Genomic DNA, 22,915 nt, shown 5'->3' on the forward strand with positions numbered 1-22,915 from the left:
CCACGGACTCGCCGCCGCCCGCGCCCAGCACCTCGCCCCCGCTCCGGCTCGCCCTCTCCGACCGGATCGTGGTCATGGAGCCGGGCGGATCGTGGAATGCGGTACGCACGCGGAACTGGCGGCCTCCGGAAACCTGTATGCCCGGCTCCGGGCGGCAGGGGAACCGCGCGCGATAACGGAACACGGGGAGGCCAGGGGTTCCGGGCGCGAAAAAGCCTCCGCCCCGCGAGTGGACTCGCGGGGCGGAGGCTTACATGGGGTGGTGGAGATGGCGGGAATCGAACCCGCGTCCAACGGTGCGGAACCAGGGCTTCTCCGAGTGCAGTTCGCTACGCTTTTCTCGGCCCCGGAGGTCACGCGAACAAGCCTCCGACAGGCCCAGCCACTGTTTGATTTCCTTCTCGGCCCCGTGGCCGGGCCGAGAAGTTTAGATCCCTAGTTGATGCCAGGATCCGGGTCGGGATCACCCCCGGGCTGACACTCCGCAGAGTCTTCGCTTAGCTGCTAATTAGGCAGCGAGGGCGAAGGCGGAGGAATCGCGCTTGGAATTGGCGATTATTGTTTGCGACATATGGTTTACGAGATCATTGCCGCTTCCTCGACTCGCTTCCCCTGCTTCGACATCCGCTGTCGAAACCGATCATCCCCATGTGGATTTTTCAAAACGCGCACCTTCGCTGAGGTGCACGGCCCATCGTACGTGACCAACGCCGGACGATGCCAGCGTATTCCCCCGCGAGGGGCCGCTCAGGCGCTGCGCTGCCGCCGGCGGACCGCCGAGATGGCACGGTTGGTCTCCCGCGTGTCCTGCTTCTCGCGGAGCGTCTGCCGCTTGTCGTACTCCTTCTTGCCCTTCGCGAGCGCGATCTCGACCTTGACCCGGCCGTCCTTGAAGTACAGCGCGAGCGGCACGATCGTGTGGCCCGTCTCCTGCGACTTCGACTCCAGCTTGTCGATCTCGGCCCGGTGCAGCAGCAGCTTCCGCTTCCGCTTGGCCGTGTGGTTGGTCCAGGTGCCCTGGACGTACTCGGGTACGTGGATGTTGTGGAGCCACGCCTCGTGGTCGTCGATCTGGACGAAGCCGTCGACCAGGGAGGCCCGCCCCATGCGCAGGGACTTGACCTCCGTGCCCATGAGGACGAGACCGCACTCGTAGGTGTCGAGGATCGTGTAGTCGTGCCGCGCCTTCTTGTTCTGCGCGATCATCTTGCGCCCGGTGTCTTTTTCCTTCGCCATAGTGCGGTCATTTTCGCACTACGACCCACCCCCGAGGCCACTCAATACCGTCTCGGCCCGCTGCTGGGCCCTCTCCCCCACCACCAGGTCGGGTGTGATGCCCCTGCCGTCGACGGTCCGGCCGCCCGGGGTGCGGTAGTGGCCGACGGTCAGCTCGGCCACCGAACCGCCCGGAAGCTCGCTGGGCATCTGCACGGAGCCCTTGCCGAAGGTGGGCGAACCGACCGTGACCGCGCGGCCCCGGTCCTGGAGCGCACCGGTCAGCAGCTCGGCGGCGCTCATCGTGCCGCCGTCGACCAGGACGACGACCGGCCGGTCCGTGTCACCGCCGTGTTCGGCGTACAGGGCCTGCTGCTCCCCGCGCACGTCGTACGTGGCGACCAGCCCGCCGTCCAGGAAGGCGGAGGCGGCGACGACGGCCTCGGCGACGAGTCCGCCGGAGTTGGCGCGCAGGTCGAGCAGTATCCCGGCCCCGTCGGGAGCCTCGCGGACCGCCGCGCGGACGTCGGCCCCGACGCCCTTGGTGAAGGCCCCGACCTTGACCAGGACCGCCGACGACGGCTCGGCACCCAGCCGTCGCACGGTGACCGCCTCGGTGGTCAGCCGGGCCCGCCGAAGGGTCTCGGTCCAGCCCCGGCCCTCCCGGACGAGACCGAGCCGCACCCGGCTACCCTCGGCCGCTCCCGTACCGTCGCCGCGCAGCAGCGCGACGACCTCCGCGACGGGGCGCTTGCCGACCGTGCGGCCGTCCAGGGTCCGCAGCAGATCACCGGCCCGGATCCCGGCCCGGTCGGCGGGGCCGCCGGCCTGCACGCGGGAGACGGTGACGTCACCGCGGTCGGTGCGCCGGGCCGAGAGCCCGACCCCGGTGTACGTGCCGTCAAGGGCCTGCTCGAACTCCTCGTACTCCCGCTCGTCGTAGACCGCGCCCCAGCGGTCCCCGCTGCGGCTGACGACCTCCTCGGCGGCGTCCTTCACGGACTTCCCGTCGGCCTCGGCCTCGGCGGCGGCGTCCTCGATCTCCTCGCGGTCGACCGGGGCGACGGTGGAGGAGACGGCACGGGTCTGCGGACCGGCCCCGGGATCGGGGTCCTGCGGCAGCGAACCGGTCGCGGCGGCGGTGGCGAGGGCACACCCGAAGACCAATGTCAGGGCCGCCCCGCGGCAGAGACCTCGGGGCCGGAAGCGGTGCGAACAACCCGACATGGCGCCGAGTCTAGGACAAGCCCCCTGGGGCGCACGGGTGATCGCCCGTGCGCCCCAGGAGGCGTACGTCACCAGAAGCAGGATGGCACCGGGCCGTTCACGCCTCGGGAGAACCGGGATACCCACCGGGCCGGGCAGGAGCAGCGAGTTCGCATCCGGTCGGAGCAGCGACACCTGCAGATGCCGGAAGTACGCCCTCCAAGAGGTAGACGAGATCGGCATTGAGCGACCGCCGCTCGCTCTTGGCGTGCTCGGTCAACCGAGCGTGGAGAGCAGCTGGGAGCCGGAGGGTGAGCCGAATATCGGAATCCATGGAGTCATGGTGTCATGGTGGTGTTAAATTTGCACCATGACGACACCACTGGAAGTCGAAGGTATTGGGTATGCCCGGTACGCGTACCGACTCAGGGTGTCGTCCACTGCCCTCGCTGCGCTGATGTCCGAATGGGACCGGTGCCGTTGGGTGTGGAACCAGTGCGTCGCAGAGTCTCGCGCGGCACACCGGGCCGGAGAGAAGTGCGGCCCGGCTCGGTTGGACAAGATGTTGACGAGTTGGCGTGCTGGGCAGGAGTGGCTGCGTCAGGGCGGGTCGGTACCGCAGCAGCAGATCATCCGCGATTTCGCCGGGTCGCGCGCCAAAGGACTCAAGGACATCAAGGCCCGGCTACCCGTCAAGCGGCGTGCGGGAATGCCAAAGTTCAAGAAGAAGGATCTCTCCGCCCCGACGCTGAGCTACACCCGGCGCGGCTTCCGCCTCAAGGAGGGCCGTCTGCACCTCGCAGGCGGCATCGTCCTGACGGTGGTGTGGTCACGCCGGCTGCCGGGCCAGCCCTCCAGCGTCCGCGTCCACCGCGACAGCCTCGGTCATTGGTACGCGTCCTTCGTCGTCCGAACCGAAGCGCAGCCCCTACCGGAGACGGGCCGGAATATCGGCATCGACTGGGGAGTGAAGGAGACGGCGACCACCACCAGCGGCGCTCACGACCTTTCCCATCCCGAACACGGGAAGAAGGAAGCCGGGAAGCCGGCCGACCATCAGCGGAGGATGGCACGGCGGAAACCCCGGCGAGGACAGGCCGCTTCGAAGAGGTACGGCCGGGCCGAACTGCACGCCGCGAAGGTGCACAAGAAAGTTGCCCGGCAACGGCAGGACACCGCGCGTAAGTGGGCCAAGAAGGTCGTGATGGACTTCGACCAGCTCGCGGTGGAAGACTTCAGGCCGAAGTTCCTCGCCAAGTCGACGATGGCCCGCAAAGCGGCCGACGCGGCCATCTCGGCCACCAAGCGCGAACTGATCAACATGGCACGCAAGCACCGGCGCACCCTGCATCTGGTGCACCCTGCGCACACCACCATGGACTGCGGACACTGCGGAGCGAGAACCAAGCACGCACTTCCGCTGTCGGAACGTACCTACACCTGCACCGCGTGCGGAGCCGTGTCTCCCAGGGACAAGAACTCCGCACGCGTGATGCTCGTCCGGGCTGGTCTGGACCCGGCTGGTGCTGATCGCGGAAGACCTGACAGCCCGCCGGGCTGCTGGGCAGCGTGAGCCAGGAATCCTCCGGCTTCAGCCGGTGGAGCACTCAAACCTTCAGGTACTTGCGCAGCGCGAACAGAGCGGCCACGGCGGGCATCAGCAGACCGATCGCGAGCACCAGCGGAAGCTTGGTGAGGACCGCGTCCCAGCCGATGAAGTTGATCAGGTTCAGCTTCTCCTGGAGCGCGAGGCCGCCGTCGATCAGGAAGTACCGTCCGCCGAGCAGCATCGCGCAGGCCAGTACGCCGCCGATCAGGCCCGCGACGGCCGCCTCCATGATGAAGGGGGCCTGGATGTAGAAGCCGGAGGCCCCCACGAGGCGCATGATGCCCGTTTCACGTCTCCGGCTGAACGCGGAGACGCGCACGGTGTTGACGATCAGGATCAACGCGATGACCAGCATCAGGATCATCACGTAGACCGCGACGGCGTTCATGCCGTTCATCAGCTCGAAGAGCTGGTCCAGGATGGATCGTTGGTCCTGGACGGACTGCACCCCGTCACGCCCGGCGAAGGCCGTGGCGACGACCTTGTACTTCTGCGGGTCGTCCAGCTTGACGCGGTACGACTCCTGCATCTGGTCGGGCGTGATGTTGCCCGCCATCGGGGAGTCGCCGAACTGCTCCTGGTAGTGCTTGTACGCCTCGTCGACCGTCTCGAAGTGGACCGTCTCGACGGCGTCCATCTTCCCCAGGTCGGCCTTGATCTGGTCCTTCTGCTCCTTGGTGACAGCCCCCTTGGCGCACTTGGGCATGTCCTTGGCGTCGTTCTTGTTGCAGAGGAAGATCGAGACGTTGACCTTGTCGTACCAGTAGTCCTTCATCGTGCTGACCTGCTCGCGCATCAGCAGCGCACCGCCGAACAGGGCGAGCGAGAGGGCGACGGAGACCACGACCGCGAAGGTCATCGTGAGGTTGCGGCGGAGACCGACGCCGATCTCCGACAGGACGAACTGGGCGCGCATGGCGTCCTTTCAGTACTCGATGCTCGACATGCACGAAGGGCCGCAGCCCCTCGGTCAGTGCTGGTAGCCGTAGACGCCGCGTGCCTGGTCGCGTACGAGACGGCCCTGCTCGAGCTCGATGACGCGCTTGCGCATCTGGTCGACGATGTTCTGGTCGTGGGTCGCCATGATCACGGTGGTGCCGGTCCGGTTGATCCGGTCCAGCAGCTTCATGATGCCGACGGAGGTCTGCGGGTCGAGGTTGCCGGTCGGCTCGTCCGCGATCAGCAGCATGGGGCGGTTCACGAAGGCGCGGGCGATGGCCACGCGCTGCTGCTCACCACCGGAGAGCTCACCGGGCATCCGCTCCTCCTTGCCGCCGAGGCCGACGAGGTCGAGGACCTGGGGCACGGCCTTGCGGATCTCGCCGCGCGGCTTGCCGATGACCTCCTGTGCGAAGGCCACGTTCTCGGCGACCGTCTTGTTGGGCAGCAGGCGGAAGTCCTGGAAGACCGTCCCCAGCTGGCGGCGCATCTGCGGCACCTTCCAGTTGGACAGCCGCGCGAGATCCTTGCCGAGCACATGGACCATGCCCGTGCTGGCGCGCTCCTCGCGCAGGATCAGTCGCATGAAGGTCGACTTGCCGGAGCCGGAGGACCCCACCAGGAAGACGAACTCACCCTTCTCGATGTCCAACGAGACATCGCGCAGAGCCGGTCGGGTCTGCTTCGGGTAGGTCTTGGAGACGTTGTCGAATCGGATCACGGATGCACCACGGTCGGCCGGGAGTAGGTGAGCGTGACCATACGCGAACCGGGCTCACGCGTGCAGGCGGCGTCCGGCAATGGGCGTTTTATGGCGGATCGGCCGCTGGAACGAACCGGGTCGTGACGGACCTTGTCCGGCGGGCCGCGCCGAAATCGCCGCGAGCTGGCACAGTGGTGGGGGGAACGGTTGCGTTTCCGTGAGCGTTGTGCGGAGAGAAGGCCGGCAAACGGCTCCGCCGCGCGGGAGGAGGAATGCGCATGACCTATGACCGACTGGTGTGCGCGAACTGCGCGTCCCCCGTCAGCGAGGGCCGCTGCCGCGTCTGCCGTGCCGTGCGACAGCAGATGCTGGAGGAGCAGGGCCAGGGCCCGCTGGCCGGGATGAACCCCGCCATGCTGATCGCCCTGATGGTGGTGCTGCTGACCGCGCTCGCGCTGCTGGCGCACCAAGCGGCCTGATCCGGCCCGTACGGCCCCCAGGGCCGCCCCACATCCGCCCGTAGGGGCTGACAGACGTATGCGTACGGCCGCCTGAGCGGTTCGGGCGCACGGAAGGGCCCGGGAGGCGATCCAGCCCTCCCGGGCCCTTCCTCGTACTGTGCCGTGCCGTGCACGGGCCTGAACAGCGCCCGCTACGCATCGGTACGGTCCGCTACGGACCGCTACGGCGCGTTGCCGGACCTAGGCGACCGTGCGACCGCCGCCGACGAGGCGCGGCAGGATACGGAAGCCGATGCCGCCCGCGATCATCGTCGCGGCGCCGATGACCAGGAAGGTCGTCTCGGCCGCACCGGTCTCGGCGAGCTCTTCCTTGCCCTTGCTCTGCTCGACCGGCTTGTTGCCGACACTGTCGGTGTCGGTGTTGTCGGTGCACTGCGCGCCGTCGAGGTCGACGGTGCAGCCGGCGGCGTCGCCACCGGTGGTGGAGCCGCCTCCGGTCGAACCACCGGCGGTCGAACCGCCGGTGGAGCCGCCGGTGGAGCCACCAGAGGTCGAACCGGAAGCGCTCGTCCCGCCCTGGTCGCCGCCGCCGTTGTTGCCCGAACCGCCGTTGTTGCCGGAGCCGCCGTTGTTGCCGGAGCCGCCGTTGTTGCCGGAGCCGCCGTCGACGCCGCCGTCAGCACCACCATCGGCACCGCCGTCAGCACCACCATCGGCACCGCCATCGGCACCGCCGTCAGCACCGCCGTCAGCACCGCCGTCAGCACCGCCATCGGCACCGCCATCGGCACCGCCGTCAGCACCGCCGTCAGCACCGCCGTCAGCACCGCCATCGGCACCGCCGTCAGCACCGCCGTCAGCACCGCCGTCAGCACCGCCGTCAGCACCACCATCGGCACCGCCGTCAGCACCACCATCAGCGCCACCGTCAGCACCACCATCAGCACCACCATCAGCGCCACCGTCAGCACCACCATCGGCACCGCCGTCAGCACCACCGTCAGCACCACCATCAGCACCGCCGTCAGCAGCGCCGCCGACGTCAACGCCGCCGATCGGGTTCTCGTCGCCCTCGCCCAGCTGGACGTTGGCGTCGACGACGCCGGTGTCGACGCCGATGTCCAGCGCCTGCGCCGCACCGGCTGCGGTCAGCGAGGCACCCGCGGCGATAACCGCACCAGCGGCGATCCGCGCGACGCGCATACGCGTCTTCTTCGTCATGTGTTGCTACCCCCAGTAGCCGATCTCGTCATTGGAGCAGCCATATGTGGGTCGCGGGCCTGCGGGGAATCGCCCTTGGCAAGGCCACGTCGTGTCGCGGTCACCCCGCCGGCACCCCCGGTTCACACCCGTCCCAGACATACGCATGCTGCTGTAGCACCCTGGCCAGAGTTAAGTGTTACGTCAAGGCCGTTCCGTGCACTACACACCCTTATGGGGGTTCCTGACGGCTATGCGGAAGCCGGACTGTGACGCATCGGGCACAGGTCCTCCGCAACGAAGAAGGCCCGGACAGTCACCCGTCCGGGCCCAACCTCCGTACCGTCGAGGCTACTTCTCGCGCTGCTTGCGCCAGCGGATGCCCGCTTCGACGAAGCCGTCGATCTCGCCGTTGAAGACCGCCTCGGGGTTGCCCATCTCGAACTCCGTACGCAGGTCCTTGACCATCTGGTACGGGTGCAGGACGTACGAACGCATCTGGTTGCCCCAGGAGTTGCCGCCGTCGCCCTTGAGCGCGTTCATCTTCGCCTGCTCCTCCTGGCGGCGGCGCTCGAGGAGCTTCGCCTGGAGGACGTTCATCGCGGACGCCTTGTTCTGGATCTGCGAGCGCTCGTTCTGGCAGGAGACGACGATGCCGGTCGCCAGGTGGGTCAGACGGACCGCGGAGTCCGTGGTGTTGACGCCCTGTCCACCGGGGCCCGAGGAGCGGTACACATCCACCCGCAGCTCGGACTCGTCGATCTCGATGTGGTCGGTCTGCTCGACGACCGGAAGCACCTCGACGCCCGCGAAGGACGTCTGGCGGCGGCCCTGGTTGTCGAAGGGCGAGATGCGGACCAGGCGGTGGGTGCCCTGCTCGACGGAGAGCGTGCCGTAGGCGTACGGGACCTGGACGGCGAAGGTGGTCGACTTGATGCCGGCCTCTTCGGCGTACGCGGTCTCGTAGACCTCGGTCTTGTAGTTGTGCCGCTCGGCCCAGCGGATGTACATGCGCTGGAGCTTCTCCGCGAAGTCGGCGGCGTCGACGCCGCCCGCCTCGGCCCGGATGGTCACCAGGGCCTCGCGCGCGTCGTACTCGCCGGAGAGGAGTGTGCGGACCTCCATCTCGTCCAGCGCCTTCTTCACCGACTCCAGCTCGGTCTCCGCCTCCGCCTGGGCGTCGGCGTCGCCCTCGTCCTCGGCGAGCTCGAAGAGGACTTCGAGGTCGTCGATGCGGCCGCGCAGGGTCTCGGCCTTGCGGACCTCGGCCTGGAGGTGGGAAAGCTTGCTGGTGATCTTCTGGGCCGCCTCCGGGTCGTCCCACAGGGACGGCGCCGCAGCCTGCTCCTCGAGCGCGGCGATGTCCGCCCTCAGCGCATCCAGGTCCAGGACGGCCTCGATCGACCCCATGGTCGAGGAGAGGGACTTCAGCTCTTCGGAAATATCGACGACTGCCACGGGTCCAGCGTAGCGGCTGGGCGGATGAAGCTTGCCCTCGCCCGGAAACCGGATGCCGGTCCGGACCGGGGCGAGGACGCCCGGCGGCTCTGCCAGGGGCGTACGGCACCGTCCGGGCCCGCCCCCTGTTGACGCCCCTACGGGGTCGCCGGGGCCGAGTTCTCGCTGTCCTGCGGTGCCGGGCCCCCGTCGCCGTCACCGGTGGCCAGCCAGCCGCCGACCACGACGGCCGCGCAGAGGGCGAGGGCGGCGACACCGAGGGTGATACGGCGCTTACGGACGGCCGCCGCCTTGTTGCGGGCGGAGCCGGGCCGGGGCCTGCCCGGGGCGCGGGGGGCGCGGGCGGTCCCGAGGGGGCCGCCCGCCAGCTCGTCCGGGGCCGGGACGCGCATGCTCGTGTGGGTGTCCCGGTTGGAGTCGGGAGCGGAGCCGGGCACCAGCGGGACCGCCCCGCGGCGGCGGGGCTCCTCGGTGGCCGGGGTGTACTGCTGCTCGTCGTAGGCGGCGGGCTGCTGGTCGCTCTCCTCCGGGCCCGGCTCGTCCACTTCCAGCGGTGGTATCCCCGCCAGCAGGGGCAGCAGGTCACGCAGCCGTACGGCGAGCTCCGAGGCGCGCAGCCGGGAGGCCGGCGCCTTGGCCAGGCACTGGACCAGGAGCTGCCAGAGCTCCTCGGGGATGCCGGGGAGCGGGACGACGGTCTCGGTGACATGCCGGCGCAGGACCGCGCCGGGGTGGCCGCCGCCGAAGGGCGTGAATCCGGCGAGCAGTTCGTAGAGCACGGTCGCCAGGGCGTAGATGTCGACGGCGGCGCGGGGCGGGAGGCCCTCGACGATCTCGGGCGCCAGGTAGTCCGGCGTACCGATGATCTTCGTGGCCTTGGTGCGGCGCGGGGTGTCGATCAGCTTGGCGACGCCGAAGTCGGTGAGCAGGGCCGGGTGCGCGCCGCCGGGGCCGAGCGGGCCCTCCATGTCGAGCAGGATGTTCTCCGGCTTGACGTCCCGGTGGACCACGTGGGCCTTGTGCGCCGCGGCGAGCCCGTCGGCGACGTCCGCGATGATCGCGACGGCGGCCTCGGGTGCGAGACGGCGTTCGCGGTCGAGGCGGGTACGCAGGTCGGTGCCGCGTACGAGTGTCATGACCAGGGCCAGGTCGTTGCCGTCCACGACGAGGTCCCGGACGGCGACCACGTGCGGGTGGACGAGTCCGAGCAGGGCGGTGCGCTCCTGCACGAAGCGGCCCACGAGCTCCTGGTCGGACGCGAGGTCCTCACGGAGCAGCTTGATGGCGACCGGGCCCTCGGGCCCTTCGCCGAGCCATACCGTGCCGGCGCTGCCGCGCCCCAGGATCTGGTGGGCCGTGTACCGGCTGCCGATATTCCGTGCCAAGACTGCTCCCTCAGCGGCTGGCGGTGGACCCCCGGTCGACAAAGCTACGCGGCGTTCGGGGTGTCACGCGCCCTGGATGGCACCGACCTTCACTTCTCCGGGCCGAATGGACCCGGAGAAGTCGACAAAGGGACAGGGTTGCGGGTCGGACCTCGCCCGGCCGTTACGGGCTGGGCGCTACGGACTGGACCTCGCCCGGCCGTTACGGGTCAGACGCCGCCCGAGCCACCCGTGCTGTCGCCGACCTTCGAGATCCAGTCGGTGACCGTGCCGATCGCGTCGCCGATCGCCTCCCAGTAGCCCTTGCCCTGGGCGACCCAGTCCTGGAGCGGTGTCAGCTCCCAGATGAGCCAGCCGGCGACGATCAGGAGCACCACGGTGAACAGGCACCCCTTGAGGCAGCCGAGCCCGGGGATGCGCATCGGGTTGGCGCCGCGCTGCCTCGGCGGACGCGGCTCGCGCGGGGCCGGCTGCTGGGGCGGCTGCGGCTGCTGCTGCTGCTGTTGTTGCTGTTGGGGCGCGTACTGCTGCCGCTGGGGCGGCTGCGGCTGCTGGTAGCGCTGCGGCTGGTGGTGTTGCTGCTGGTGTTGCGGTGGGTACTGCTGGTGCTGTGGAGGCGGCTGGCGGCGCTGGGGCGGCTGCTGATGCTGCTGTTGCTGCGGGGGCTGCTGGCGCTGGGGACGGCGGCGCAGCGGGTCCTGGTCCGGGTCGAGGTACTGGACCTGGGTCTGATCGTTGCGGTCGCGTGCCGCCTGGAGTTGCGACTGCCAGGGGTGCGGCCCATCCGGCTGCGGCGGCCCGTCGGGGCGCTGCGGCACGGGCGGCAGGACGGAGGTCGGGTCGGCGTGGCCGCCCGGGCCCTGGCCGCCCGGGCCACCGGTCTGCTGGAAGACGCTGGTGGGGGCGGCGGGGTCGTAGGAGCCCGCGTTGCTCGGCAGCACCTGCGTGGGGTCGGCCGCGCCCTGGGTGTCCGGGACCGCGGTGGGCGCCGGGTCGGGGGCGAGCAGGGCGCCCACCCCGTCGGCGGCGGCGATCTGGGCGGAGTTCGCGTGGACGCCGATGCCCGAGGCGACCGTACGCAGACCACGGGCCAGGTTCTCGGCGCTGGGCCGCCGGTCCGGGTCCTTGCTCAGGCAGCGCTCTATGACCGTCCACAGCGGGGCCGGGACGTTGGAGGGGCGGCGGGGCTCCTCGCTGAGGTGCCGGTGCAGCACTTCGAGGGCGGTGCCCCCGGCGAACGGCGGGCGGCCGGTGACCAGCTCGTACAGCAGGATGCCCGCGCCGTAGATGTCGACGGCGGAGGTCTGCGGGCGGCCCTCGGCGGACTCGGGTGCCACGTAGGCGGGCGTGCCGACGAACTCGTGGGTCCGGGTCAGGCCCGGGGAGTCGGCCAGCCGCGCGATGCCGAAGTCGGTGAGCATCGGGTGCATCTGGCCGTCGCGCTCGTCGACCAGCACGTTGGCCGGTTTGAGGTCGCGGTGGACGACCCCGTCGGCGTGGCTGGCGGCGAGCGCGTCCGCGATCTGCGCGGTGAGCAGGGAAGCGGCGACCGGGGTGAGCGGGCCGTTCTCGCGGAGGTAGCGGTGCAGGTCGGGGCCGTCGATCAGGTCCATCACCAGGGCGAGGAGGTCGCCCTCGACGACGAGGTCCCGGGTGCGCACGATATTGGGGTGCGTGAGCCGCAGCAGGACGGAGCGCTCCCGCAGGAACCGCATCACGACATCGGCGTCGTTGGCCAGCTCCTCCTTGAGGACCTTGATGGCCACGGTCTCGCCGGGCTGACCCGCGACGGCTGCCTCGGCGCCCGCGGTCTCCCGCTGGCGGGCTCGCCAGACGGTGCCCGTGGCGCCGCGTCCGAGCGGCTCCTCGAGCAGGTACTTGCTGCCTACCGGCCGCACGTCATGCGCTCCCTGCTGATCGTGGTGCTTGCGGTCCCCCACGGGGGTGGGGGGGGGGGGGGGGGGGGGGGGGGGGGGGGGGGGGGGGGGGGCGGGGGGGGGGCGGGGGGGGGGGGGGGGGGGGGGGGGGGGGCGCGCCCCGGGGGGGGCCCCCCCCCCCCCCGCCCCCGGGCCCCCCCCCCCCCCCCCCCCCCCCCCCCCCCCCACCCCCTGGGCCCGCCCGAATGTTCCGGCCCACTGTAGTGCCGCCGAACGGGGCACCGGGGGCCGCGTTTCGGGGGAAGACGCGCAGACCGGGCGGAAGGTTGCCGCACAGCTGACCACAGGCAGGTCAGACGTTCGGTCGCGGATGCGGATTCCTTCCCGGCATCCGGCAGGTGACTGCCGGGAAACCCCTCCGAGCGACGGGATCCGGACGCAAGCAGGCACTTTTGCGCCCACAGCCGACCATTCAAGATCATTTAAAGGTGACCGCCGGGCGTGTTGTCAGTGGCAGGTGCGAGGATGCCTCCAGCACGGATCCGCGAGGTCGAAGCCTCGCGGTGCGTGACGACCTGTACGGACGACGTGTCCGTGCCGGGTGGGGGGAATCACAGGGCGTTTCCCCTGCCGGGCACCCCCGCGCAGAAGGGACCGCTGACGGCGATGCAGATCCGGCTGACCGTCCTCGCGCCGCGCAGCGGCCAGACCCCGGCGCGCACCTGCGACGTGCTCGTCACCGCCCCCGCCGGGACGGCGCTGGCCGCCGTCGCCTCCCAGCTGGCCGCCGCCGTGTCGGGGCCCGAGAGCTCCCAGGGCGGCGGAGCGATCGTGCTCTTCGCCGGACGGGATCGGCTGGACGGGCACCGGGTCGCGCTGGGCGAACCGCCCCTGGTGGACGGCGCGGTCCTCTCGCTCCAGGTCCCCGGCGACGACGAGGCGACGGACGACCCCGTTCCGGCCCAGCTCCACGTGGTGGCGGGCCCTGACGCGGGCGGCGTCCACCTGCTGCACGGCGGGCAGATCCGGATCGGCCGCTCCGCCGGCGCGGACGTCCCGCTCGACGACCCGGACGTCTCCCGGCTGCACTGCGCGGTGACGGTCTCCGACGACGGCCGGGTCTCGGTCGCGGACCTCGGTTCGACGAACGGCACCTCGCTGGACGGCGTCGAGGTGCGCGAACGGCCGGTCCGCCTCGCCCCCGGCGCGCTGCTGCGGCTCGGCGAGTCCGTCCTCCGTCTCACGGCGGGCTCCCGTCCGGCGACGCTGCCGACCGCCCCGGACGGCGAGGGGCACCTGCGGGTGGCCCGCGCCGGGACGGATTCCCCCGCCCCGGGCCACGGCACCGGCGCGACGCTCTCCACGCACACCCCCGACCACGGTGCCCAGGGCCACGGCCACGGTTACGGCGCACCGGCCTCCCCATTCCCCGCTTCCGCACCCGCGTCCGCCGGTTCCCCGGCGCCCTACGGCGGCTCCGGAGCCCCGGGTTCCGCCCCCGAAGAGGCCTCCCGGCCCGAGTACGCCGAGGCCGGGCCGGACGCGTACCCGGAACACGGCACCCACGCCCGCGGCGAGGAGTTCGCCGACGCCCCGGCCCCCCGGCGCGGGATAGGAGCATGGGCGAGGCGGCTCAAGGGCGGCGCGAAGGGCGAACAGGCGGCGGGCCCCGAGCCCGGCGCCGAGCGGCGGGGCGACGCGTACGGCGCCTCCCGCGCCCCGGACGTTCCGGGTGGCCCGACGGCGCCCGGATCATCGGCGCCCGGATCCGGCGCGTACGGCTCCGCGGCGGGATCCCACGACTTCCCGGGCGGTTCCCACGATCCGTCCGGCGGCCCGTCGGGGGCCGGCCACCTCGCCTCCCCGGCCTCCCCCGGCTCCCCCTTCTCCGCGCTGCCCTCCGCCCCCGAGGGCACCTGGCCGGATCCGGCCGCCGTGCTGCTGACCGCCCTCGGCCCCGGGCCCCGGCTCTGGGAGCGCCACCCGGAGCACCCGGAGGCGCTGGTGGTGCGGCTCGGCACGACCGACCGGGCCGAGGTGCCCGCCGTGCCGGTGACCGTGGGGCTGCGGGAGGCCGGTTCGCTGGGGCTCGCCGGTCCGCGCGCCCGGCTGGCCGGGCTGGCCCGCGCGACAGTGGCTCAGCTCGCCGCGCTGCACTCCCCGTTCGACCTGGAGATCGTCCTCATCAGCACGGACCGCTCCCGCCCGCTGGAGGAGCGGCGGCGCGAGTGGTCCTGGCTGGGATGGCTGCCGCATCTGCGCCCGACGCACGGCCAGGACTGCCGGCTGCTCCTCGCGTACGACCGTGAGCAGGCGGCCGCCCGTACGGCCGAGCTGGTGCGCCGCCTCGACGAGGGGCCCCTCGGTCCCGGCTGGCCGCATCTGGACCGGGCCTCGGTGGCCGACGCCGCCCGCGAGCACACGGGTCCGCACACGGTGGTCGTCCTGGACGGCGACCCCGGTACGGCGATGCTGCGCGAGACCACGGCGCGGCTGGCCGGGGCGGGCGCGGCGGCCGGAATCCATCTGATCTGCCTGGCCGAGACCCCGGCCGCCTCCCCCGCCTCCCCGGTGGCCGCGACGTACGAGGCCGCCTGCCGGGCCTCCATCGCCTTCCGGGAGTGCGGGGCGGTGGCGATGCTGAGCGGGGACGTCGCCACGGCGTTGCGCCTGCTGCGCACGGCGGGCGGGCAGGCCGCTGGGCACGGGACGGTGGCCGCGGTCGACGCGGTGTCGGGGGCCTGGGCCGAACGGTTCGGACGGGCCCTGGCTCCGCTGCGCGAGGAGGGCTCAGCCGCGCCGACGGGCCGGCCGGCGACCGCGGCGCTGCCGCCGTCCGCCCGGCTGCTGGACGAGCTGGGCCTGGCCCGCGCCACCCCGGCCTCGCTGATGGCCCGCTGGGCGTCCACGGCGGAGGCCCAGCCGGGTGCGTCGACGCCCCGGGCCGCGACGGCCCCGTCGCCCCGCCAGGAGCTGGACAGCCCCAACTCCGGGCGCACCCTCAGTGCGGGCCCCCGCGTCGGCCCCCAGCGCACCGCGTCCTCCACCCCGCACCGCGACTCCGGCCGCACTCCGTACCCGGCCGCGGGCGCCCCCGACCCGGACCGCACCACGTACCCCCCGCTGGATGCCCGCGGCTCCGGGCACACGCCGTACCGGAGCCACCGCGCCGACCCGGACCGGACGCCCTACCCGCCCCTCTACCCACCCCTGGACACGCACGACTCCGGGCGCACGCCGTATCTGGGCTCCCAGCGTTCCGGACCGGGGCAGCCCTCCGGGGCCGGATCCGGGGAGCTGGGCGACGCCGCCGCGTCGGCGTCCGTCTCCGGCGGGGCCGCGCCCCCGGCCGGCGCCGCCCACACCGGCCGGCCGGTCCTCGTGCTCGGGGCGGGCCCCCGGGGGCCCCTCAGTGTCGATCTCGCCGACGAGGGGCCGCACCTGCTGATCGAGGGGCCGCCGGGCAGTGGTCGCACCGAGCTGCTCCGGGCCGTCGCCGCCTCGCTCGCCTCCGCGGCCCGGCCCGACCGGCTCGGCATCCTGCTCGTCGACGGTTCCGGCGGCGATCAGGGGGAGCGCTGCGAAGGGCTGCTCCCCTGTACGGAGCTGCCCCATGTCTTCACGCACCTCGTGGCGTGCGACCCGGTCCGGATGCGGGAGTTCGCCCAGGCCCTGGGCGGCGAGCTGAAGCGGCGCGCCGAGCTGCTGGGCGACCTGGACTTCGCCGCCTGGCACGAGCGGCACGCCCAGCAGAAGGTCCCACCCCGGATCGTGGGCCGGCGTCCGCCGAGCGGCGCCGAGCAACGGGGCGATCTGGACTCCCCGGCCAGCGGCACCCTGCGGCTGCGCCCGGTCGCCAGGACGGGGGACCCGGGCCCGTCACCGCTGCCCCGCCTCGTCGTCCTCGCCGACGACTTCGACGCGCTGGTCGCCCCGGCGCTCGGCAGTCCCGGCCGGCCCGCCGCCGGTTCGGTGGTGCGGGCCCTGGAGGCCGTGGCCCGGGACGGCGGGCGGCTCGGGGTGCACCTGGTCGCCACCTCCGCGCGCCCGGACCGCACCGAGGACACCGAGCTGGCCCGGGGCGCCCGGCTGCGCATCGTGCTGGACGCCCCGGTGCCGACGCCGTCCCCGGACGAGCCGGCCCCCGGCCGGGGCAGGCTGGGGCATCCGGACGGCCGGGTGACGCCGTTCCAGGGGGGACGCGTCACCGGCCGCATCCCGCGTACGGCGACACTGCGGCCCACCGTCGTCCCGCTGGAGTGGGAGCGGATGGGCGATCCGCCGACCCGACGCCCGGTCCGGGAGCTGGGCAACGGGCCGACCGACCTGGCGCTGCTCGCCAGCGCGCTGGAACGCGCGGCCCGCTCGGTGAACGCCGAGCGGCTGCCGGCGCTGGTGCCGTTCACCGCCTGACCCGGCCTCCGGAGCTGGTGATGTGCGCAGTCCGACCCGGCCTCCGGCGCTGATGCCGTTCACCGTCCGACCGGGCCTCCTGATCTACCCGCCCCTACCCCTGCCCCGGCAGGCTTCCGACATGCCCTGACATGACGTCACGAGGCGATCACGATCATCCTGTTGGGGCCTCCGGCGGTATTGCGGGCCCCGTGCGCCGGGCGTAGGACTGTGCGCACGGACGACGTGGTCCGGGCATGCGGACATGGCCGGACGCGTACAGAAGAGACGGGGCAGGAATGCGCACAACCTTCTCGATACGCAGGGCCGCGGTCGTGTTCACGGCGGTCGGCGCCCTGGCGCTCACCGCATGCGGAGGCGACGGCAAGAAGAAGTCGGACGACGACTCCGGCAAGGGCACGGACAGCACGTCCACGGTGAACCTGCCGAAGCTGGACGGTGAGACCATCTCGGTCGCCGCGGTCTGGACCGGACCCGAGCAGGAGAACTTCACCAAGGTGCTGGACGAGTTCGAGAAGCGTACGGGCGCGAGCGTCACCTTCGTCCCGGCGCAGGACCCCATCATCAACTTCCTGGGCACCAAGATCGCGGGCAAGCAGCCGCCGGACGTGGCGATGATCCCGCAGGTCGGTGCGATCCAGCAGGCGGCGGCGAAGAAGTGGGCCAAGCCGGTCGGCCCCGAGGCGAAGGCGCAGCTCGACAAGAACTACGCGAAGGTCTGGCAGGACCTCGGCGCGGTGGACGGCACCCAGTACGGCGTGTACTTCAAGGCCGCCAACAAGTCCCTGATCTGGTACAACGCCGCCGCGTTCGACAACGCGGGGGCGAGCGAGCCGAAGACCTGGAAGGACTTCCTGACGACCGCGGAGACCATCTCCGCCTCCGGCGTCACTCCGGTCTCGGTGGGCGGCGCGGACGGCTGGACCCTGACCGACTGGTTCGAGAACGTCTACCTCTCCCAGGCGGGGCCGGAGAAGTACGACCGGCTGGCGAAGCACGAGATCCCGTGGACCGACCCGTCCGTCAAGGACGCGCTGACCACACTGGCCGGGCTGTTCGGGAAGCCGGAGCTGATCGCGGGCGGCGCGGACGGGGCGCTCCAGACGGAGTTCCCGGCCTCGGTGACGCAGACCTTCACCGGGGGCGACCAGCCCAAGGGCGCGATGGTCTTCGAGGGCGACTTCGTCGCCGTCAACATCGCGCAGACCGAGGCGAAGATCGGCACGGACGCCAAGGTCTTCCCGTTCCCTGCGGTCGGCGCGGACTCTCCCGTGGTGACCGGCGGCGACGCGGCGGTGGCGCTGAAGGACACCAAGGGCGCGCAGGCGCTGCTGACCTGGCTGGCGTCCTCCGACGCGGCGAAGATCTGGGCCGAGGCGGGCGGGTTCATCTCCCCGAACAAGAGCCTGGACCTGAAGGCGTACCCGAACGACGTGCAGCGCACGATGGCCCAGGCGCTGGTCGACGCCGGTGACGACGTCCGGTTCGACATGTCCGACCAGGCCCCGCAGTCGTTCGGCGGGACGCCCGGGAAGGGCGAGTGGAAGATCCTCCAGGACTTCCTGAAGAACCCGAAGGACATCGCGGGGACCCAGAAACAGCTGGAGTCCGAAGCGGTCAAGGCGTACAAGAGCTGACGCCGTGACGACAGCGACCGCGGGGGGCGCCGGTTCGGCACCCCCCGCCGACGACACGGGTCCACGTCCCTCCCCGCCGCCGGATCCGGGGAAGTCCCGCCGGAGCGTGACCGGCACCCGCAGGGTCATCGCGGCGGCGTTCCTGCTGCCCGCACTGGTGCTGCTCGGCGCGCTGGTGCTCTATCCGATCGGGTACTCGGTCTACCGGTCGTTCTTCGACCAGGCCGGTACGGGCTTCGCCGGGATCGACAACTACAAGGCGCTGTTCACCGACGCCACCATCGTCACGGCGGTGAAGAACAACGCGATCTGGGTGGTCTTCGCCCCGACGGTCGCCACCGCACTCGGGCTGGTCTTCGCGGTGCTGACCGAGCGGATCCGCTGGGGCACCGCGTTCAAGCTGATCGTCTTCATGCCGATGGCGATCTCGATGCTGGCGGCGGGCATCATCTTCCGGCTGGTGTACGACCAGGCCCCCGAGCGGGGCGTGGCCAACGCGGTGGCGGTGGGCGTGCACGACACGTTCAACCAGTCCTCCGGCTTCCCGAAGGCGCGCCCGCTGCCCGTGCACCCGCTGGAGAAGGGTGACGGCGGGGTGTATCTGTCCAAGGAGCCGGTCCGGGCGGGCCAGCCGCTGCGGGTGCCACTGGTGGGCGTGGCTCCGGTGAAGATGCCGGGTGACGCGCGGCCGGCGAAGGCGGCCCCGGCGGAGTCCGGGGACGGGATCTCCGGCACGGCGTGGCTGGACTTCACCCGGGGCGGCGGCGGGAAGCCGAATGTCGTCGACCCGAAGGAGCTGGGGCTGAAGGGGCTGAAGGTCGAGGCGGTGAAGGACGGGAAGGTCGTCGCCACGGCCACGGCCGGAGCGGACGGCGTATTCACCCTGCCCGCCTCGGCGGACGGGTCCCGACTGCGCCTGCCGGCGGACAACTTCCGCGAGCCGTACAACGGCGTCGACTGGCTCGGGCCGTCCCTCGTGACGCCCGGGATCATCGGCAGTTACGTATGGATGTGGGCCGGGTTCGCCATGGTCCTGATCGCGGCGGGCCTGGCCGGTCTGCCGCGTGAACTCCTGGAGGCGGCCCGGGTGGACGGCGCCAACGAGTGGCAGGTGTTCCGCCGGATCACGGTGCCGATGCTGGCGCCGGTGCTCGCGGTGGTCCTGGTGACGCTGATGATCAACGTGCTGAAGGTCTTCGACCTGGTGTTCATCATCGCGCCGGGCTCCTCGCAGGACGACGCGAACGTGCTGGCGCTCCAGCTGTACAGGTCCTCGTTCGGCACGGACGCGGACCTGGGGATCGGAAGCGCGATCGCGGTGCTCCTGCTGCTGCTGGTGATCCCGGTGATGCTGTTCAACATCCGCCGGATCCGGAAGGAGGGACGCCGATGACGGGCCCCGCCCGCCCCGCGCCGCCTCCCGGCCGGGGGTCCGGGGGTCGCCCCCCGGGAGAACACAGCAGCATCCGCCGGATCCGGAAGGAGGGACGCCGATGAGCGCACCCGACTCGTCCATCAGGGCCAAGCAGTCCCTCGGCGCGCGGATCGCCGCCCGTGCGGGCGGCGGGGTGATGCGGGTCTTCCTGATCCTGGTCGCCCTGTTCTGGCTGATGCCCACGATCGGCCTGCTGCTGTCCTCGCTGCGCGGGCCGCAGGACATCGCGGCGACCGGCTGGTGGAAGGTCCTCACCGCCCCGTCGGAGATGACCTTCGACAACTACCAGCGGCTGCTGGACAATTCGACGATCACCGGATCCCTCGTCAGCACGATCATGATCACCGTGCCCTCCACGGTGCTGGTGGTGGTGATCGGCTCACTGGCCGGATACGCCTTCGCGTGGATGGAGTTCCCCGGCCGGGACTGGTGGTTCCTGCTGGTCGTCGGGTTGCTGGTGGTGCCGGTGCAGGTCGCGCTGATCCCGGTCTCCGAGCTGTTCGGCACCATCGGGATCTTCGAGACGACGCTCGGGGTGGTGCTGTTCCACACGGCGTTCGGCCTGCCGTTCGCGATCTTCCTGCTGCGGAACTTCTTCGCGGAGATCCCCCGCGAGCTGCTGGAGGCCGCCCGGCTCGACGGGGCGGGCGAGATCCGGCTCTTCACCCGGGTCGTGATGCCGCTGGGTGGTCCGGCGATCGCCTCGCTCGGCATCTTCCAGTTCCTGTGGGTGTGGAACGACATGCTGGTCGCGCTGATCTTCGCGGACTCCGATGCGCCGCCGATCACCGTGGCGCTCCAGCAGCAGGTACGCCAGTTCGGCAACAACATCGACGTGCTGGCGCCCGGCGCGTTCGTGTCGATGGTGATCCCGCTGGCGGTGTTCTTCGCCTTCCAGCGGCAGTTCGTGTCCGGTGTGATGGCGGGCGCGGTCAAGTAGCCCTCACCACAAGGACGTACGCGCTCGAAGGCGTACGGCTGTACGTCAACCCGGAGCGGCCCGGTTCCCCGGAACCGGGCCGCTTCGCCGTCCGCGTCCCCCGATTGCCACGTCCGGCGTAACCCTGTCATTCCATCCGACGTTTGCGGTCTGCCTGGTTCCCGCGAACGATCGACCCATGGATGTGTAGTGCCCCGGTTCTCCGTCATCGTGCCCGCATTCCGGGTCCAGGCGTATCTGCACGCGTGTCTGGATTCCGTGCTGGCCCAGTCCTTCAAGGACTACGAGATCGTCGTGGTCGACGACTGCTCCCCCGATGCCTGTGGGCCGATCGCCGACGACTACGCCCGCCGGGACCCCCGGGTCACCGCACTGCATCTCCCCCGCAACACGGGCCTGGGACCGGCCCGCAACGCCGGGATGGGCCGGGCGGGCGGCGACTACCTGATCTTCCTCGACGGTGACGACACCCTGCTGCCGGACGCGCTCCAGATCATCGCCGACCGGATCGACGCGGCCGGCGAGCCCGACGTCCTGATGTACGACTACGCCCGCACGTACTGGACGGGCCGCAGCGTGCGCAACGTCCTGGCCGCCCACCTCGACGAGGGCGGGCCCACCCGTTTCCGGCTCACCGACCGCCCCGAGCTGCTGCAACTCCTCATGGTCGTCTGGAACAAGGCGTACCGCCGCACGTTCATCGAGGCAGAGGGGTTCAGCTTCCCGCCCGGCTACTACGAGGACACCCCCTGGACCTACCCGGTGCTGATGTCGGCCGGGTCGATCGCGGTGCTCGACGCGGTCTGCGTCTCCTACCGGCAGCGGCGGCGCGGCAACATCCTCTCCACCACCAGCGAGAAGCACTTCGACGTCTTCGACCAGTACGACCGGGTGTTCGCGTTCATCGACTCGCGCCCCGAACTCGCCCTGTGGCGGCCGGTGATGTTCCGCCGCATGCTGGACCACTTCTCGGCGCTGTTCGCCTCCCGGGACCGGCTGCCGCTCCACAGCCGCGCCGCGTTCTTCCGCCGGGCGACCGCGTCCTGCCGCCGCTACCACACCCCCGGGGCCCCGGTCCCCCGCCGCGCGCTGCTGCGGCACGGCCTGCTGCGGCTCGGCGCGCGGCGCACCTACCGGGCCCTGTCGGGGGCCCAGCGCCTCGGCGATCGGCTGCGCCGGGGTTCGGCGGCCGTACGCCGGGCGGTGCGGGGCGCGGCGCTGCGGGCGCACTACCGGATCCAGCTGCGGCTGCCGCTGCGCTCCCGGGACGTGGTGTTCGCCGCCCGGGGCGGCGGCGGGTACACGGGCGGCCCGGCGGCGATCGAGGCGAAGGTCCGCGAGCTGGTCCCGGGGGTGCGGACGGCCTGGATCTGCCGGCCCGTCGACGCCCACACCGTGCCGACCAGCACCCGCCATCTCGCGCGCGGCACCTTCGCCCACTGGACGGCGCTGGCCCGCTCCGCTTATTTGGTGAACGACTCCGCCTTCGACCGGGGGCTCGTCAAGCGCCGGGGCCAGGTCCTGCTGCAGACGCACGAAGGGACGCCCCTGCGGACCGTGGGCACCGATCTGGTGGACCGGCCCGCCGCCGCCCGGGGCACCGACTTCGAGCAGTTGCTGCGCTCCGTGGACACCTGGGACTTCTCCCTCTCGGCGAACCCGCACTCCACCCTCGTACGGGAACGGGCCTACCCGTCCGCGTACACGACGCTGGAGTACGGCTCGCCGCGCAACGACGTGTACCACCGCACCGGTCCGGCCGAGGTGGCGCGGCTGCGCGAGACCCTGGGTATCCCGGCGGGCAGCACGGCCCTGCTGTACGCCCCGACGCACCGCGACTACCGGCGTGTCCAGCGGCCCGCGCTGGACCTGGAGCGACTGGTCCGGGTCCTGGGGCCGCAGTTCGTGGTCCTGGCCCGAGCGCCTCACCCGGCGGGCCCCGCCGGTCACCGCGAGCGGCATCCCCGGATCATCGACGTCAGCGGGCACCGGTCCGTGGAGACGCTGGCGCTCGCGTCGGACGCGCTGATCACGGACTACGCGTCGCTGATGTTCGACTACGTCAACCTGGACCGCCCGGTGGTACTGCACCTCGACGACATCGAGGCGCACGAGGCGGCCCGGGGAACGTACTTCGACATCACGACGTTCCCTCCCGGCATCGTGGCCCGGGGCCAGGACGAGCTGTTCGACATCTTCGCCACGGACCACTGGCGGGGCTCCCGCTCCGCACAGCTGCGGGCCGCGTTCCGGGCCCGGTTCTGCCCGTACGACGACGGGTACGCCGCCGAACGGGTGGTGCGGCGGGTCTTCCTCGGGGAGACGGACGGGCTGCCGCTGCCGGTGCCGTCCGCCGCCCGCCGGACGCCCGCGGCCCTTCCGGCGCAGGACGGGGCCGGGGCGGGCGTCAAGGGCTGACCCCGGCGCCCGGCGCCCG

The 22,915-nt window shown here is 71.8% G+C and carries 16 protein-coding genes and 1 other RNA gene; 7 read left to right on the forward strand and 10 right to left on the reverse strand.

Annotated features, from left to right (window positions below; all coding sequences use genetic code 11):
• Positions 1–260 precede the first annotated feature (260 nt).
• The 4 genes from ssrA to ACZ60Q_RS21265 form a co-directional block, all read right to left on the reverse strand.
• Positions 261–648, reverse strand: a transfer-messenger RNA (tmRNA) gene (gene ssrA / locus ACZ60Q_RS21250).
• 99 nt (positions 649–747) lie between these two features.
• The gene (gene smpB, locus ACZ60Q_RS21255) at positions 748–1,236 is read right to left on the reverse strand and encodes an SsrA-binding protein SmpB (RefSeq protein WP_265601306.1); all 489 of its coding nucleotides are present in this window, start codon (positions 1,234–1,236) and stop codon (positions 748–750) included.
• Between the two features lie 18 nt (positions 1,237–1,254).
• Positions 1,255–2,442: a S41 family peptidase gene (locus ACZ60Q_RS21260; RefSeq protein ID WP_469636680.1), complete on the reverse strand. Its 1,188-nt coding sequence runs from the start codon at positions 2,440–2,442 to the stop codon at positions 1,255–1,257.
• A gap of 97 nt (positions 2,443–2,539) precedes the next feature.
• Complete coding sequence (locus ACZ60Q_RS21265; RefSeq protein WP_469636683.1) at positions 2,540–2,755, reverse strand: toxin-antitoxin system HicB family antitoxin; 216 nt, start codon at positions 2,753–2,755, stop codon at positions 2,540–2,542.
• Between the two features lie 36 nt (positions 2,756–2,791).
• Here ACZ60Q_RS21265 and ACZ60Q_RS21270 point away from each other — a divergent pair, with 36 nt between their 5' ends.
• Positions 2,792–3,994: an RNA-guided endonuclease InsQ/TnpB family protein gene (locus tag ACZ60Q_RS21270; RefSeq protein ID WP_469636685.1), complete on the forward strand. Its 1,203-nt coding sequence runs from the start codon at positions 2,792–2,794 to the stop codon at positions 3,992–3,994.
• Between the two features lie 34 nt (positions 3,995–4,028).
• Here the strand turns inward: ACZ60Q_RS21270 and ftsX are convergent, their stop codons facing one another.
• A complete protein-coding gene (ftsX, locus tag ACZ60Q_RS21275) occupies positions 4,029–4,946 on the reverse strand; it encodes a permease-like cell division protein FtsX (protein WP_469636688.1) in 918 nt (305 codons plus the stop codon).
• A gap of 54 nt (positions 4,947–5,000) precedes the next feature.
• On the reverse strand, positions 5,001–5,690 hold the full coding sequence (ftsE, locus tag ACZ60Q_RS21280; protein WP_003968787.1) for a cell division ATP-binding protein FtsE: 690 nt from the start codon (positions 5,688–5,690) through the stop codon (positions 5,001–5,003).
• Positions 5,691–5,950: 260 nt separating this feature from the next.
• On the opposite strand from ftsE, the gene ACZ60Q_RS21285 reads away from it, so the two are divergent.
• Positions 5,951–6,151 carry a hypothetical protein gene (locus ACZ60Q_RS21285; protein ID WP_469636692.1) on the forward strand — a complete coding sequence of 67 codons (201 nt, stop codon included), beginning with the start codon at positions 5,951–5,953 and terminating at the stop codon, positions 6,149–6,151.
• A 222-nt stretch (positions 6,152–6,373) separates the two neighbouring features.
• Here the strand turns inward: ACZ60Q_RS21285 and ACZ60Q_RS21290 are convergent, their stop codons facing one another.
• The 4 genes from ACZ60Q_RS21290 to ACZ60Q_RS21305 form a co-directional block, all read right to left on the reverse strand.
• A complete protein-coding gene (locus tag ACZ60Q_RS21290) occupies positions 6,374–7,354 on the reverse strand; it encodes an LPXTG cell wall anchor domain-containing protein (protein WP_469636695.1) in 981 nt (326 codons plus the stop codon).
• Between the two features lie 330 nt (positions 7,355–7,684).
• Entirely contained in the window at positions 7,685–8,791 is a 1,107-nt protein-coding gene (prfB, locus tag ACZ60Q_RS21295) for a peptide chain release factor 2 (RefSeq protein ID WP_469636698.1), read from the reverse strand.
• A 137-nt stretch (positions 8,792–8,928) separates the two neighbouring features.
• Positions 8,929–10,176 (reverse strand): serine/threonine-protein kinase, encoded by a 1,248-nt coding sequence (locus ACZ60Q_RS21300; RefSeq protein WP_469636701.1) that lies wholly within the window; start codon positions 10,174–10,176, stop codon positions 8,929–8,931.
• Positions 10,177–10,385: 209 nt separating this feature from the next.
• Entirely contained in the window at positions 10,386–12,074 is a 1,689-nt protein-coding gene (locus ACZ60Q_RS21305; RefSeq protein ID WP_469636704.1) for a serine/threonine-protein kinase, read from the reverse strand.
• A 645-nt stretch (positions 12,075–12,719) separates the two neighbouring features.
• Here ACZ60Q_RS21305 and ACZ60Q_RS21310 point away from each other — a divergent pair.
• The 5 genes from ACZ60Q_RS21310 (at position 12,720) to ACZ60Q_RS21330 (ending at position 22,896) form a co-directional block, all read left to right on the forward strand.
• On the forward strand, positions 12,720–16,466 hold the full coding sequence (locus tag ACZ60Q_RS21310; RefSeq protein ID WP_469636707.1) for an FHA domain-containing protein: 3,747 nt from the start codon (positions 12,720–12,722) through the stop codon (positions 16,464–16,466).
• A gap of 278 nt (positions 16,467–16,744) precedes the next feature.
• Positions 16,745–18,103, forward strand: a complete 1,359-nt coding sequence (locus ACZ60Q_RS21315; protein WP_469636710.1) for an ABC transporter substrate-binding protein — start codon at positions 16,745–16,747, stop codon at positions 18,101–18,103.
• Between the two features lie 106 nt (positions 18,104–18,209).
• The gene (locus ACZ60Q_RS21320) at positions 18,210–19,496 is read left to right on the forward strand and encodes a carbohydrate ABC transporter permease (RefSeq protein WP_469636713.1); all 1,287 of its coding nucleotides are present in this window, start codon (positions 18,210–18,212) and stop codon (positions 19,494–19,496) included.
• Between the two features lie 100 nt (positions 19,497–19,596).
• Positions 19,597–20,478 carry a carbohydrate ABC transporter permease gene (locus ACZ60Q_RS21325; RefSeq protein WP_469636716.1) on the forward strand — a complete coding sequence of 294 codons (882 nt, stop codon included), beginning with the start codon at positions 19,597–19,599 and terminating at the stop codon, positions 20,476–20,478.
• A 189-nt stretch (positions 20,479–20,667) separates the two neighbouring features.
• Entirely contained in the window at positions 20,668–22,896 is a 2,229-nt protein-coding gene (locus ACZ60Q_RS21330; RefSeq protein ID WP_469636719.1) for a bifunctional glycosyltransferase/CDP-glycerol:glycerophosphate glycerophosphotransferase, read from the forward strand.
• Positions 22,897–22,915: the final 19 nt, after the last annotated feature.

The sequence above is a fragment of the Streptomyces sp. NPDC104313 genome, from assembly GCF_055583985.1.

Bases quoted from the DNA above. Each gene is read 5' to 3' on its own strand.
- ACZ60Q_RS21315 (WP_469636710.1), top strand. From the start codon at position 16,745: ATGCGCACAACCTTCTCGATACGCAGGGCCGCGGTCGTGTTCACGGCG.
- ACZ60Q_RS21265 (WP_469636683.1), bottom strand. From the start codon at position 2,755: ATGGATTCCGATATTCGGCTCACCCTCCGGCTCCCAGCTGCTCTCCAC.
- ACZ60Q_RS21285 (WP_469636692.1), top strand. From the start codon at position 5,951: ATGACCTATGACCGACTGGTGTGCGCGAACTGCGCGTCCCCCGTCAGC.
- ACZ60Q_RS21325 (WP_469636716.1), top strand. From the start codon at position 19,597: ATGAGCGCACCCGACTCGTCCATCAGGGCCAAGCAGTCCCTCGGCGCG.
- ACZ60Q_RS21270 (WP_469636685.1), top strand. From the start codon at position 2,792: ATGACGACACCACTGGAAGTCGAAGGTATTGGGTATGCCCGGTACGCG.
- ftsX (WP_469636688.1), bottom strand. From the start codon at position 4,946: ATGCGCGCCCAGTTCGTCCTGTCGGAGATCGGCGTCGGTCTCCGCCGC.
- ACZ60Q_RS21260 (WP_469636680.1), bottom strand. From the start codon at position 2,442: ATGTCGGGTTGTTCGCACCGCTTCCGGCCCCGAGGTCTCTGCCGCGGG.
- ACZ60Q_RS21310 (WP_469636707.1), top strand. From the start codon at position 12,720: ATGCAGATCCGGCTGACCGTCCTCGCGCCGCGCAGCGGCCAGACCCCG.
- smpB (WP_265601306.1), bottom strand. From the start codon at position 1,236: ATGGCGAAGGAAAAAGACACCGGGCGCAAGATGATCGCGCAGAACAAG.
- ACZ60Q_RS21290 (WP_469636695.1), bottom strand. From the start codon at position 7,354: ATGACGAAGAAGACGCGTATGCGCGTCGCGCGGATCGCCGCTGGTGCG.